6 protein-coding genes are annotated in these 15,127 nt (G+C 47.4%); 2 read left to right on the top strand and 4 right to left on the bottom strand.

Features of this window, described 5'->3' with window-relative positions; translation table 11 throughout:
* Window positions 1-57: 57 nt before the first annotated feature.
* Together B9A32_RS04360 and B9A32_RS04355 are read left to right on the top strand one after the other, a co-directional pair.
* Window positions 58-2,346 (top strand): type IV pilus secretin PilQ, encoded by a 2,289-nt coding sequence (locus tag B9A32_RS04360; RefSeq protein WP_212637729.1) that lies wholly within the window; start codon window positions 58-60, stop codon window positions 2,344-2,346.
* A gap of 106 nt (window positions 2,347-2,452) precedes the next feature.
* Complete coding sequence (locus B9A32_RS04355) at window positions 2,453-9,757, top strand: Ig-like domain-containing protein (protein ID WP_212637720.1); 7,305 nt, start codon at window positions 2,453-2,455, stop codon at window positions 9,755-9,757.
* A 480-nt stretch (window positions 9,758-10,237) separates the two neighbouring features.
* On the opposite strand, the gene B9A32_RS04350 is transcribed toward B9A32_RS04355, so the two are convergent.
* The 4 genes from B9A32_RS04350 to serS all read right to left on the bottom strand — a co-directional run bounded on the left by B9A32_RS04350 (window position 10,238) and on the right by serS (window position 15,060).
* Window positions 10,238-10,936: a tetratricopeptide repeat protein gene (locus B9A32_RS04350; RefSeq protein ID WP_212637718.1), complete on the bottom strand. Its 699-nt coding sequence runs from the start codon at window positions 10,934-10,936 to the stop codon at window positions 10,238-10,240.
* A gap of 85 nt (window positions 10,937-11,021) precedes the next feature.
* Window positions 11,022-12,275, bottom strand: a complete 1,254-nt coding sequence (locus B9A32_RS04345; protein ID WP_084067157.1) for a LysM peptidoglycan-binding domain-containing protein — start codon at window positions 12,273-12,275, stop codon at window positions 11,022-11,024.
* Window positions 12,276-12,296: 21 nt separating this feature from the next.
* Window positions 12,297-13,790, bottom strand: coding sequence for a threonine synthase (gene thrC / locus B9A32_RS04340; protein WP_084067156.1), 1,494 nt, complete (start codon window positions 13,788-13,790; stop codon window positions 12,297-12,299).
* Window positions 13,777-15,060, bottom strand: coding sequence for a serine--tRNA ligase (gene serS / locus B9A32_RS04335; RefSeq protein WP_084067155.1), 1,284 nt, complete (start codon window positions 15,058-15,060; stop codon window positions 13,777-13,779). Before serS ends, thrC begins: the two co-directional genes overlap by 14 nt.
* Between the last annotated feature and the right edge of the window lie 67 nt (window positions 15,061-15,127).

Raw genomic sequence — 15,127 nt, 5'->3', positions numbered from 1 at the left:
AGTTCTGTTCTCAAAAACACAGGCGTGGGCAAGAGACTTTTGACGTCAATGGCCTATATGCAAGAGCCGTTAGGAATTCAACTCACTGCCAATGAAAATATTGTATACACTGCCATTAAGCAAGAGGTGCCCCGGGGGGTGATTCTATATCTTCCCGAAACTGCCATTGGTGGAGATGTGGTCGATATTGTGCCCCAAGCCGGACCACTTACTTTTGTGGCGGCACAGCCTGTGGGGCAAAATGCCGATACTGTAAAAATTGAGTGCCTTTTAAAACAGGCCTTTGAATATGAAGTCGTTGAGATGGAAAAGGGACTTCAAATTTTTTTTACACTTGACGCCGGGAACGCTCAAAATACTTCTTCCAATGCTCTGGCAGAAGCGCCTGCCCCAGGGGATGAAAATCTTTCTGTTGCCAAAGATCGTCATGGGAATACGGTGATTTTCACCCAGGAACCCCTTCCCATTGATCCTTCCGCTGGAATTTTAACAGATGTATCTTCCAATGTGACCCTTAACCAAGGAAGCTCCGGGCTGGAATCCTCTTTGACAACCGGCGGTATAACCGAATTGACAGATATAAAATTCAGCTCCACAGACGCTGGCACCTCAACGGTTTTCCTTGAAACTGGCGCTCCTGTGGAATATGACCTTCAGCGGAGCAAAGAAAATGAAATTAAGTTGATTCTAAAAAATACAAAAATTTCGAATTCTTATCAAAGACCTTTGATTACAAGCTATTTTAATTCTGCTGTGGAACGGGTGCTTCCCGTCCAGGGTTCTGGAGATGAAAACAACTCTTATATTTTGATTCAGTTACGCCAAAAGGGAACCTATCGCATTGATCGCAATGCAAATCAGTTGGTTCTTGTTTTTGATCCTGTCCCAGTGGCGGTTCCGGAATTTAATCAGTCAAAAATGGTCATGAGCAATGGCGCTCCAAAGGTAATACCCATTAGCACCGGTGCTCCCTCGCCCTCTTTGAATTTGCAGGGAATGAACAGACAGGATGTTATGCCTTCTACTCCTCCGGCATCTGTGGACACCACCACAGTCGCTGAACCTGAAGCAATGCCGGTTTCTCCTGAATTTTCTTCCATTGAGGACGCTGGCCCCAAATACATTGGCGAAAAGATCAGCCTTGATTTTTTTGAGACCGATATTAAAAATGTATTTCGTATTTTGCGGACAGTCAGTGGAGAAAATTTTGCCATTGATAAAGATGTCACCGGAAATGTCACCCTTGCCCTTGATCAGCCGGTGCCATGGGACCAGGTCCTTGATCTTATTTTAAAAATGAATGGACTTGGCAAGGTGGAGGAGGACAATATTATTCGCATTGCCACCCAGGCAACCTTGAAAAAAGAGTTGAAGCTTCAGGAGGAGGCCCTGGCTGCAAAGCAGCGGGCCACGGAACAAAAACAAAAGCTTGAACCCCTGATCACAGAGTATATTGCCATTAATTACTCCAATGCCGAGGCGGATATTAAACCCCATCTGGAAAAATTTTTGACTCCAGAAAGAGGGCAGCTGAGTGTTGATTCCCGAACTAATATGATTATTCTCACCGATGTTCGAGAAAAAATAATTCAGGCAAAGGATTTGATTCACCGTCTGGACACCGTCACACCCCAGATCATGATCGAAGCAAGGGTGGTTGAGGTCAGCAAAGATTTTTCCCGTGAAATTGGAATAGAATGGGGCATGTCCAGCCAGGATGTTTACCGGGATGATCTTGGCGGCACCTATGGTTTTGATGTGGCCATGAATTATCCGGCAGCAAGTGATTCCAGTCTGAGCTATACCTTTGACCGCATTGTTGGAACCCCCTTTTCAATCAATGCGAAGCTCACCGCTGCAGAGGCCAAAGGAGATGTTAAAATTGTTTCTTCTCCACGAATATTAACCCTGGACAATAAAAAAGCCACCATTACCCAAGGCCTTGAATATCCCTATCAGGTGGTGGAAGATGATGATGTAAGTACTGAATTTAAGGATATTGATCTAAAGCTGGAGGTCACTCCCCATGTTACTCCAGATCGACGGGTAAGCATGCAGTTGTTCATTGAAAAAAATGATATTACCGGTTTTGCCACTACCGGGGAGCCGGTTATTTCAAGTAATGAAGCCACAACTGAGCTTTTAGTTAATGATGGGAATACCATTGTCATAGGCGGGGTGCTCAAACGAACCACCACAGAAGACATTAACGGATTCCCTTTTTTATCTGATATTCCCATTCTGGGGCATCTTTTCCGATCAGATAAAAGCAGTGACAGTAAAAATGAGCTATTGATTTTTTTAACCCCCACCATTGTTCAGCTTGAACAAAAAATGAATAATTAAAATTTAAACTTACATGCGTTTTGAACAGCGGAATAAACAATATTACAATTGATAATGCTTGCCGGTTGAAAAGAGGTTGATCCAAATGAATATGAGATTGAAAAAAATGCGTTTTAAAATGGTATGTTCCTTTTGTTGTTTTCTGTTGGCTTTGGTCACGGCTGGCTGTGGCTCATCAGGCTCTCATGGGGATGATTCGGACCCCAATCATCTTAATTTCTCGGTACAACTCATAAATGAAGCAACCGGCAATCCAACGGATGCCATCAGTGATGGCAATCCCGGAATTCTTAAAATTACAGTCACCTTTGATTCCGGTGCTCCTGCAACGGGAAAACTGGTCACCGCCACCCCCACCAAGGGCAGTTTTTCAGTGTCAGCCGATGGCACCGACAGTACCGATGACAACGGGATTGCGGAAATAAAACTGGTTGCCGTCAATGAAGATGGAGAAAGTGTCACCGGGGCCGGTGAAATTTCCGTTCAGTCCGGTGAGTATAAGATGGAGATGCCCTTTGCATTCCAGATTGGCGTACCTGATTCAACCCGCCTGGGTGCCTTTATAGATGATTTATTCCAGGGGGGCGTGCTTGCTTCAAGTCTGGCACCCGGGGAAACCCTTTCCTATGGTGGCACAGCCTTAATTGTGGCGGACCTTGTGGATGGGGATGGCAACCCCTTTGATCAACCTGTAACGGTACAATTTGCCTCCCGGTGTAATGCCACCCTTACGGCATCTGTTGTGTCGGAAAATGGCAGGGCTGTGTGTGTTTATACCTCCAACGGTTGCAGTAATACCCACGACGTGGTCACTGCAACTGTGTTAAAGGGAGGAACAGATCTAACAGCAATGGTTTCTATTCCCCTGGCACAGGAAGCCACCGGTTCCATTGAAGCTGTGTCTGTGGAACCGCCCAACATTGCTGTTGCCGGTACTGCCACTTCCTCAAAACCGGAAAATGCCCTTGTCACCTTTCGCGTGAAGGATGATAAAGGCAATGTCATGGCCAGGGAGTTGGTCTTTTTCTCCTTAACCACCACAGAAGGAGGGATTACGGTCTCTCCTTTAAGTCGTGAAACAGATGAAAATGGAGAAGTGACGGCCCTTGTGAAGTCTGGTACTGTGGCCACATCCGTTAGGGTAAAGGCCCTTGCCAAAGACACCACAATTTCCACATTGTCTGGCAATATTTCCATTGAAGAAACGCCTCTGTCTGAATCCATTGGCTCCATTTCTCTTACCTCCGGTAGCGTCATTGTGCCAGCAGATGGTGAAAGCCAGGTGACCCTGCGGGCCACGGTGCTGGATAAATCCGGCACCCCCATGCCTGCGGTGGATGTTAACTTTTCCACCACACTTGGCACCTTATCAGCCACCACAGCATGGACCCGAAGCGATGGTATTGCAGAGGTTCAGCTGCGGAGTACCTCTTCTGGAACGGCTGTGATAACAGCCAATGCCCATGGGTTTCTTACAAATTTGAGTCTTAATTTTACCCCGGGTGCGTCGATGAACCTTTCCTTGGAACCGGCCGTCACCAATGACGGCACCATTGAAACCGGGGAAAGCATTGATTTTCGGGCCACATTGCGGGACAGCAGGGGAAATCCCATCCGCGGTGAGCAGATCAACTTTGCCTTTCTTGATGGTGGGAACAACAGTGGGGCAAGTTTGAGTCGCTCTTCTGGAATTACCGATGACAGTGGTACCGCCGTGGTGAATTATGCTGCCGGTGACACCCCCGGGGTGGACTGGTTGGGTGCCACATTAAACAGCAATCAAAGCATTTCCAACACCGCCCGCATGGAGGTGATTCGGAAAACAGTGACAGTGGGATCCATGGTTATCAATGCCGATCCCGAGGTGATTCAAGCCGATGGGGCCAGTTCTTCAGCCATCACTGTGAATATAAAGGATATTTCAGGGGTGGCGGTGCCCGCTGGAACCGAGGTTGTTTTTTCCACCACCATGGGGATTTTTGCCAATGGTGGAACCACCCTTACCATGGAAACCAATGATGATTCCGGTGCCCTGACAGCTTCTTTGATATCTGCCCTGATTCCAGGAGATGCCAAGGTAACAGCAGTTTCCGGAGGGGTTTCCCAGAGTGTGACGGTTACCTTTGCCACCACCATAGAGCCCGTTGTGGGAACCATTGCCCTCACCGCAGACCCCACCCTTATCCCGGCCGATGGCACCGGTTCCACCACCATTGATGCATTGATCAATGATACCACAGGCACTCCCATTCCCCAGGGCCAGTTGGTGGTTTTTACCACCACCCTTGGCACCTTTGCAGATGGAAGTACCCGTTATGAATTGAGTACAGCAGATGATACCGGTCGTATTATCACTTCCCTTAATGCTGGAATTGTACCGGGATTTGCCGTTGTAACGGCGTCGGCCGGTGGTATCTCCCAGAGCGTTGTGGTGACATTGGCAAGCATGGATGCTTCGGATGTGGGAAATATTCTCATTGATGCAGACCCCACGGTGATTCCGGCAAATGGAGGCAGTTCTTCAACGTTGAACATCACCATTAATGACACTGCAGGTAACCCGGTTGTGTCTGGTCACCCTGTGTATGTGTCCACAGATCTTGGTACCTTTGCCAATGGGAACACCAGTATTGAGCTTGCCACCACCGATGACAGCGGCAAACTGGTCACCTCGTTAAATGCCGGGACCACCCCTGGATTTGCACTGGTCACCGTCACTTCCGGTGGTATTTCCCAGAGCGTTGTGGTGACCATTTCTGATATCAATGCCCCTGCCGTGGGGGATGTGTCCCTTACGGCTGATCCCACAGCCATACCGGCAGATGGTGCAAGCTCCACCACCCTCACTGCCGTGGCCCTGGATGTGGGGGGCAATCCTGTGCCCCAGGGTACGCCCATTCGTTTTGCCACAGAGACCCTGGGTATTCTGGATCCTAATAATTTGGATGGAGACAGAAACGCCCGTACATTGATCTTGGAAACAGTGGATGACACAGGCACCCTGGCTGTGTCCCTCATTGCTGGCAATACGCCTGGGTTTACACAGGTTACAGCCACTGTGGGTGGCGTTTCCCAGGCTGTGATTGTTACTTTTACTGACATTGATGCCCCTGATGTGGGAAATATCAAGCTTACAGCTGATCCTGAAACTATTCCGGCAGACGGAACCAGTTCTTCCACTATCTCAGCTGTTGTCTTGAGTGTGGGGGGCAATCCTGTACCCCAGGGTACACTGTTTTATTTTTCCACAGATCTTGGCACCTTTTTTCCGGATAATCGGGATCAGGATAATGATCCCCAGACGCTGACCCTGGCCACTGTGGACGATTCCGGTACCTTGATAGCTTCTTTGATCGCCGGAATCACTCCGGGTGATGCCAAGGTCACAGTTGTGGCTGGAGGGGTCTCCCAAAGCACCACGGTGTCCTTTGAAGGTGCTGTAATCCCTGAGGTTGGTAACATTACCATTGATGCGGCATCTGACACCCTTCCTGCGGATGGAAGCAGTTCCACTGCCATTACAGTTACCGTGACTGATGTTGAAAATATGCCCATGCCAGCAGGAACACCGGTGACACTGACAACGACACTGGGTACCTTTCCCGGTGGCATAGATCCAGATGGTGCAGGCCCGATTTCCAGCCGCCGTATTTTCAATATCAGTGGTACTAATGGCCAGATAAACACCTCTTTGATTGCTCCTTTATCACAAACCGGAACAGCTGTGATAACTGCCACGTCTGGCGGTGCATCCCAGTTACAGGAAATTACAATCACAGTGAATGGAAATGGTGAAGTGTCATTGGTGGCATCCCCCACTTCCATTATTGCCAATGGCTCATCCACAGCCACTTTTACTGCAACGGTATTAGACGGTGGTGGAAATCCTGTGGCAGGCGTTCCTGTGGTGTTTAAAAATCTCACAGGTCAGGGATTGACCACGGTGGAAACCAATACCTTTGAAGGAACGGGTATAACCGACACTTCGCTTTTTACCCACAGCGGGGGGGCGTTGACTCTTACAATGACGCACACAGGTTCTTCAAATTTTTGGGTGCAATTGTATGATAATAATGGCAATTATCTCGATCTTCTCAAAAATACAACTGGACGCATAACAGAAGAAACAACGATAAAACAGGCTCTACCGGCGGGCGAATATTATTTGAGTGTTCATGCGGATGGTAATTGGACCATTAAATTGGAAAGTGAGCTTGGCGGCACCGTCGTAACAGATGACTTTGATGAGTTGCCCACATTGCTCACCCAAGCTACCAATGCTGTAGGGCAGGCAATATATACCTATACCAGTACCCGTGTGGCGCAAGTGGTGACAATTGGTATTAAAGCAAATGATGTACTGGCTGATACTTCCATTGAACAGATTGCCGGGAACGCCGAATCTATGTCTGTTTCTGCTTCACCCAATCCCATGCATCCTGGCACTGACACCATTGTGGTTGCCAGGATTGTTGATGCTAACAATAATCCAATTTCCGGGGAATCCGTTGACTTTGCAATCACTGTCAATAACAGTGGAGGTAGCTTGGCTGCCACCAGTGCGGTGACAGATTTAGATGGGCAGGCCAGTGTGATTTATACAGCAGGTTTCACCACTCCGGTAACTGACCGTATTACCATGACCAGCGGAGGATTTTCAGAGGTACAGGATGTGGAAGTGGATGCCAACGCCATTGTGGTGAGTATGGTGACTTTGACTTCCGATGAGAATCAACTTCCGGCGGATGGAAGCAGTTCAACTGCAATAAGAGTTAGTGTCCTGGACACCAATAATACGCCGATGCCTTCAGGAACGCCAATTATATTGACCACCACCATAGGTACTTTTCCCAATGGTGTGGATCCGGATGGTGCTGGCCCGATTTCCAGCAGAGTTATTTTGAATACCGGTGATGCATCAGGTCAAATTGTGACCTCATTAATTGCCCCATTATCGGAAACAGGGACGGCTGTGATAACTGCCACTTCTGGTGGTGTGTCCCAGCGTATTAATATCACTATTGAAGGAAGTGATATCGAAATTGCAGATTCTTTATTTCTGTCCACATCTAAGACATCTATTATAACAGATGGGGTGGATTCGGCCATCATCACCGCTCGTGTACTTGATGTTGGCAGGGTCCCCATAGAAGGCATTACCGTCAGTTTTGCAGCCACTGGCGGTCAGATCAGCACAGCATCGGAGGTCACCGATGAAAATGGTGATGCCATGGTCGTACTTTCCTCTGGTGGTGACAAAACCAATGCCACTGTAACCATCACGGCAACGGTTCAGACTGATGTGATTGCAACTATCCCGATCCAACTTTCCGGCAGCACTGTTGAACTTAATATTGGCACCACTTCATTGCTGGAACCTGACGATGGGGACCCTGATAACATAATTTATGATAAAACGACCCTTACCGTAATTGTAACTGATGGCGGCGGGGAACCGGTTTACAACGCATTTGTTGATACCGGGGAACAACCGGTTTACAAGGCATTTGATGCTGCCGATTTATCAGGTAAGAAGATTGTCCTCGTGGTTACTGATCCTGATGCATATGATGAAAATAAAGATCCAACGGGACCTTACACTGATGTAAATGGAATGCTTGAAATAATGGTTTTTGCTGTGGCGAGTTCAGGGCCAGAGGGTGTCGATTTGACGGTGAAAGCCTTGGAAGATAGCGAAGAATTGACTTTGACGGTTGATGGTGAGCCTTTTCAAATCAAAGATCCAGCAACGAGTTCGATTTCAAAAGATATAGGCACAACGGTGAATATTGAGGTGCAGACTCCCTCAAACAATAAAGTTAAATTTATAACAACAATGGGGTCGTGGAGCCACAGTGACCCCAACGACATTGTCGATGAATCTTCTTGGGAAGGAGAAAAGGTGGTTACCATTGATCCTGATGGGGATGGGATAGTCACAGCTGTGTTTAATACGGGAAATACAGCCGGTGTGGCGACCATTCGCGTGGAAGAGTTAGATTCTGAATCTCCTCCCAATATATTGGCTTTCGATACCCTTTCTGTTGCTATTTCAGCCCCATCAATTGATGCTGCCCGCCTTTCTCTTCAGGTGGCACCCTCGGTTATTGCTCCTTCCACGGGTGGGACTACCAACGTAACTACGCTACAGGCTACGGTGAAAAATACATCCAATCAGGTTGTTTCAAACGCACCTGTGATGTTTACTTTGTTCCGGACCACCGGCGGAGGAGAGGCGATCAACCCGCCCATTGTTTACACCGATTCCACAGGACAGGCCCAGAGCACCTTTGCCTCGGGAACCCTTGTTTCTGATTCCAGGGGAGTGTTCTGTTTAGGGCGCATTGCCGGAGCGTCTGTGGCAGGTCCAGATAATGGTTTCTCTTTTGTTGAGAATTATTATCTTCCAGATAGGATTACCCGTAGTAGCGGTGATTTTGAGGCAGATGGCTTTGTTGCGGGTGATGTGATCACTGTGACCAACTCAACCTCTAATGACGGCACCTATACCCTTGCTGGGGTAACGGCAGACACATTAACCCTTATCTCCGGTGATACTCTTCCGGCAGAGGAAGATGACCCTGCAACGCTTCAGATCACTGCCGGAGCGGTGGCGGTTTCAGATAACGTATTTGAATTTATTTCTGGCGTCTCTTCTGGGGGGGGGGGAATCATTCGCAGTGATAACGGCAATTTTGATACGGACGGTTTTGATGTCGATGATGTGATTCGCGTGAGTGGTTCAAGTAGCAACGACGGTACTTACACCCTTTCTAGTGTGACGGGTGATGCTCTGGGACTTAGCGATACATTGATAGAAGAAGGTTCCGGAGCCTCCCTGGTCATTGGTACTGCCGAGGATACCGACGTGGTCTCAGTGGTGATATCCGGTGATGCCAGTTCCGTTGCCATCGGCGGTGCCACGGTTATTCAATCCTACGACGAAAGCACGTATAAATATCCCATGTCGGTGCTTGTGTCAGATTCCAATGGCAACCCGGTGGCTGGGGCCATTGTGAACTTGAGCCTCTGGCCCACCATGTATTACCAAGGAACTACCGGAGTAGATGGCCCGGTACGAAATGGGGATGGTTTTCCCAATGAAGATCTTAACAGGAATCAGCGCCTGGATGTTGGGGAAGATTCCGACGGTAACGGGCAGATTGATCCTGCAAAGTCTACAGCAGGTAGTGTGCCTGCAACTGTTACCACCGATGAAAATGGGGTGGCTCAGTTTGATTATCTTTATTTGAAGAATTATGCAGGCTGGCTTGATGTTGAAATCAGGGCGACCACCTTGGTGTATGGCAGTGAAACTTCCTCTATTTTGGAGTTTGCCCTTGGCTGGATGGAGGGTGAGAAAAAGAATATTCCAAGTTCACCCTGGGGATCTGGAACATCAACCCCATAAGTATTTTATGGAGTTGGAAGTATAAATAAAAAGGGGCGTCACTCTTATGGGGTGTCGCCCTTTTTTGATTTTATAATTATTGTCTTTGTAATTGAGTGTTAAGGGTTTGTTTTATGCTTTATTGTAATATAAAAGGCGTTTGGGGAGTATGATGGATGGTGCAGTGGGTAATTTTTTCAAGGCTTTTTCGTTGATTGAACTGCCATACGGGAAGCCGTGGAAATTGATTTTTTCGTAATCATGAATTACAGGCAGTTTTTTTCAAAATATTGTCTTGATTAAGGCGTAATTTCAAAGCTGTCGGGTTATACCGCTTAATTCCAACACCCAATGGTTCTATAAATATCTTTTTATTTGAAACTCCCCGCAAATCCATGGAGAGTTTCTATTTCTTTTGTGGCCAGATCGAAATTAGAACAAGGTCCACCCGTGGCGGTTATATAAGTATTACCCAAACAGTGGGCTGCCGATGTAAAATGTTTACTTCAATCGCTGTCGAGCTTCATCAGCCAGATTGCTGTCCGGGGCAAGCTGAATAACCTGTTGCCAGGAAGCCTTTGCCTTGGTAAATTGCCCTCTTATTTCAAGCGTTTTTGCAAGATCTGCATGGAGAACAGTGGCAGAGGGGGTCTTTGAGATGGCCTTTTCCAGCAGTAACCGGGAGTTCTGCGATTGTCCAGTGGTAAGGTAGGTGGTGGCAAGACCATGGATGGCATTTATAAAGTCCGGTTTGCTTCTTAATGCCTTTTTAAAGCTTGTTTCCGCTCTCATGTAATCGTTTTTTCCCAGATAAGCCCATCCCATGTTTGACAGAGGATAGTGGGGGGTGGCATAGAGCAGGTTGCCGCTGGTTTTTTGAAATTGTGCAATGGCAGCATCCCATTTTTTTTGTCTCATAAAAACCACCCCAAGACTGTTCATGGCTGCTGTGTAATTTTTTTTCATCTCAATGGCTTTTTTTAGGTGGATTTCTGCCAGGTTATATTTTTCCCGGGCCATGTATACCAATCCCAGATCATATTGAAGAAAAGGATCGTGCGGCATCATTTTTTCAGCATTGAGTAATTCTTTAAGGGCGGCAATGTAGTTACCCTGGGCCATATACGCTTCGCCAAGGGACTTGGTGGAGGTGGCAATTTCTGTTTGTTCCACCGAGTGGGATGCACACCCGGTTATCATAAAAAATATCAGTAGAATATATAGCGCTCTTTTTTGCATTAATTGCCCCGGCTTTGATAATAATTCGGTGTCTATTGGTTTGGGTTTAGTTTTCATGAACTTGTAACATAATTATACGATTTTTTGCAAGAAAGTGTTGTATGGCAAGATTTAACTTTTGGGAAGTTATAAATAAATTTTTACCATCACCCACAAAAAGTCCTGGAATGGGTATGGATCTGCGGCTGGTTCTGTTCATAAAAACAGGATTTACCACGGTGGAAACGCCCAATGCGTCAAACAGCTTTTTACCCATTGCCTCCATACGATCGCCTGGCAAAATGGAGAGGATGCGAAATCCCTGGTTTTTTAGAAGGGTCAACGCCTTACCATAAATGCTTCCCAAAACGATCAATAGATCCGGCTGGTGATCTCTGGGTATCCGGTGGGCCTTAACAGTAATATTAATGCCATCTGCCAACGGTAAAGTTGTTTCATAGGGTATGAGGTCAAATTTTGATTTTTGGGCAAACATTGCCAGGGCCGAAGGTCTATCCTTGGGGATGGTGGAAACAATGGGGGGATCTGCTACTTTTTTTCCCACTGCGTCCATGTCCATAAACGTGATGTTTGGCCAAATGCCCTTAAGTGATTTGAGGAAATCCGCCTGGGGGAAGTCATGGGGTAGTAAAACAATTTTGGAATTGTTTTTCAGTTGAATGATGGGGGTTGTGTTTAAATTCAGCGGTATATCTTTCTGGCGGGGGCCGGGTAAATAGTAAGTGCCTTTGTTTATTAATTTCCCCTGGATCATGGCCGCATATTGTTCTATTTTTTTCATGTTTCGGGTGGGAGTATTCAGATGACTTTGCATGGCAGGGAGAATGGGCTCTGGCGGGCTTTGTGTGGGGTGTGGGGTTTTTACCTGGGGGGGCAGGGGGAATTTGTTGATATTAATTTTTTTTGAAAGTTCACTCATCTGAAGAATGGGAACAACAAAATTTCGTTTTGAACGGGATGCCATGTCATTGGGGGCTAATTTTTTCAGGGGAATGGAAATTTGTTGCCCCGGACTGATATCATTGGGGTTGGAAATGTGGGGATTAAGGTGTTTAAAAATGGTCATAAAAAGGGGAAGATCCATTTTTGAAAGATTCCCCTTTTTTTTGAAAATTTTATAAATCCAGTCGTTTTTTTGAACCTGGTAGGGCTCACACAAAAAATTCATGCCCTTCCAGGTGCCAACTGTGTAGGTTTTATAAGCGGTTTTCAGAATTCGCGTGTCTGGTCGACAACGATCAGGACACAATATCATGCCTGTGAAAAACAATATGACAAGCAGCCGTCCTGACCGTTTCATGATCACCTTGCGATTCTGATTTTAGAGATTGAGTTCCGATGCAATGCGTTGGGCAATATCGCCGGCAAAGGTTTTAAATTCATCATCACTTAACGGCGCTCCCTGGGCCGGGACTTTTTCCGGGTCCCTGGGTAGCACCAGCCGGGGGGCGTTGATAAGTTCCGGCTTTGAGGTAATACCATACTCTTCAGGAATACTCCGGGTGTAATAAAGATCCTGGAATCCGGAGAATTTCATGGCATGGGCCGTGGCATCCACAATGGCAGTTTCATCTTGGTGGACAATGCCCTGTTCTACAGCACGCGCAAGGCCTGCCAGGCATTCCCCCCCCTGGGTGCAGGCAATGTGGCCATTGCGATTGGCCTCAAGGCCCCAATCCATGATCTCCTGTTCTGTGACCTGGGTGACAAAAACCCGTTTTTCACCGGCTGCGGCATTGTATTTTTCCACAAGCTGCATCACCCGGGGCATGGATACGGGGTTACCGATCATGGCGGCCTGGGCCACACTGGGTTGAACGGTGACAGGCGTAAACACCCTTTTATCTGCCTCCGGTTCCAGGTAGTAGCGATACACCGGATCGGCATGTTTTGATTGAACCCCGATGATTTTAGGCAGTTCATCAATGATACCAACGGCATGAAATTTCATGAATCCGTTCATCACCGCAGAAATATTCCCGGCATTGCCAATGGGAACCACCACCACCTTGTTTTTCATGTCATAGTCAAAGTCCTGGGCAATTTCATAGGAGTAGGATTCCTGTCCCAGAATGCGCCAGGCATTTTTGGAGTTCAAAAGGGCCACAGGGTACTCTTCTGACAATTTTTCAACGATTTTCATGCAGTCATCAAAAACCCCGGGGATTTCAAAAACCCTGGCACCGCTTCCCAAGGGCTGGGACAATTGCTGGGGGGTGACCTTTTTATGGGGCAGCAGCACCGCAGATTTAATGTGGGGCTGCAGATAGGCGGCATAAAGGGCCGCAGCGGCCGAGGTATCGCCGGTGGAGGCGCACACGGCAATGACATCAGAGACCAGATCTTTATTAATAAGATGGTTTATGTAGGACAAAGCACTTGCCATGCCCCGGTCCTTAAAGGATGCACTGGGGTTCTGGCCGTCATTTTTATAATAAAATGCAACGCCTGCCTTTTCCTGCAACGGGGCATTGGCCGCCACCATGGGGGTATGCCCTTCACCAAGATAGAGAATGTCGTCAAGGGGAAGCGTGGGACCAATGAATTCATGGAACCGGTATATCCCCTTCAGGGCCGGAATATTGAGCATGCGTCGATAATCAAAAATCTGCTGCCATGTACTGCCGGAGAGATTTTTTAAATCGTCAAAATTTTTGTTTTCAATGAGCAAAACCTGGCCGCACCGGGGGCAGACATAAAGCAGTTTTTCCATGGAAAACTGCCCGGAACAGCCTAAGCACTGGTAATAAAGTTCGCCTTTGGGTTCCGGTATAAGATGGGGTTGAATGTTTTTGGGGAAATTATCGGGTTTCATTGGTGATAGCCTTTTTGCCTCCCATGTAGGGTATCAGGGCCTCGGGGATTTTAACCGAGCCGTCTGGTTGTTGGTAATTTTCAAGAATGGCGGCAACGCACCGTCCCACGGCAAGGCCTGATCCATTCAGTGTGTGAACAAGTTCCGGTTTTTTCACACCGGTCCGTCGAAATTTAATATTGGCCCGTCGGGCCTGGAAATCCACACAATTGCTGCAGGAGGAGATCTCTCTGTAGGTGTTCTGCCCCGGCATCCACACTTCAATGTCATAGGTTTTTGCCGCTGAAAAGCCTAAATCTCCAGTGCACAGGGTCACCACCTGGTAGGGAAGTTCCAGCCGTTTTAAGATGGTTTCTGCATTGTTAAGAAGGCTTTCCAGTTCCGCATAACTGGTTTCCGGGGTGGTGTATTTCACCATTTCTACTTTGTTGAACTGGTGCTGCCGGATCAGTCCCCGGGTGTCCCTGCCGTGGGAACCGGCTTCGGATCTGAAACAGGGGGTGTAGGCCGTGAATTTAATGGGCAGCTTATCTTCGGTAAGGATCTCTTCACTGTAAATATTGGTCAGGGGGACTTCTGAGGTGGGAATCATGAAATAATCGGAATTTTCCAGCTTAAAAAGATCTTCTTCAAACTTGGGCAGCTGGCCGGTTCCTGTGAGGCTTTTTCTGTTGACAATGAAAGGCGGCAGGGCTTCGGTGTATCCATGCTCATTGATGTGAATGTCGAGCATGAAGTTGATCAGGGCACGCTCCAAGCGGGCACCGCTGCCAAGGTACAGGGGAAAACGGGCACCGGTTATTTTTGCAGCCCGGGGGAAATCCAGAATGCCAAGGGATTCTCCAATATCCCAGTGGGCCTGGATGGGAAAATTAAATTCCTTTGGGGTTCCCACCTGTCTTTCCAATCGGTTATCGTCCTCAGTGAGTCCCTGGGGGACATCGGGGTGGGGAAGGTTGGGCATGGATATCATGAACCGGTGGATCTTTTGCTCCACATCTGACAGGTTCTGATCCAGTGATTTTATGGTTTCTGACACCGTTCGCATCTCTTTAATACTGGCATCGGCATTCTGGCCCGATTTTTTCATGGTGGCAATGTCATCTGATACCACATTGCGCTGGTGTCTTAAGGTTTCAATTTCCTGGAGAAGCTCTCTTCGTTTTTTTTCTGCGTGGGTAAAAGCATCAAAATCAAGGGCGTTTCCCCTTTTACCCAGTGTTTGTTTTATCTGGTCTATATTTTCCCTAACATATTTTATTTCCAGCATTTCAATCCCTGTGTGTGGTCGGTAAAAACTTAATTATTATCAGTTAATTGAATCAATTCGAAAAAAA

This window comes from Desulfocicer vacuolatum DSM 3385, from assembly GCF_900176365.1.
Classification (GTDB): Bacteria; Desulfobacterota; Desulfobacteria; order Desulfobacterales; family Desulfobacteraceae; genus Desulfocicer; species Desulfocicer vacuolatum.
The sequence above is the reverse complement of the archived record's forward strand: the minus strand, read 5'-3'. Positions and strand labels throughout refer to the sequence as shown.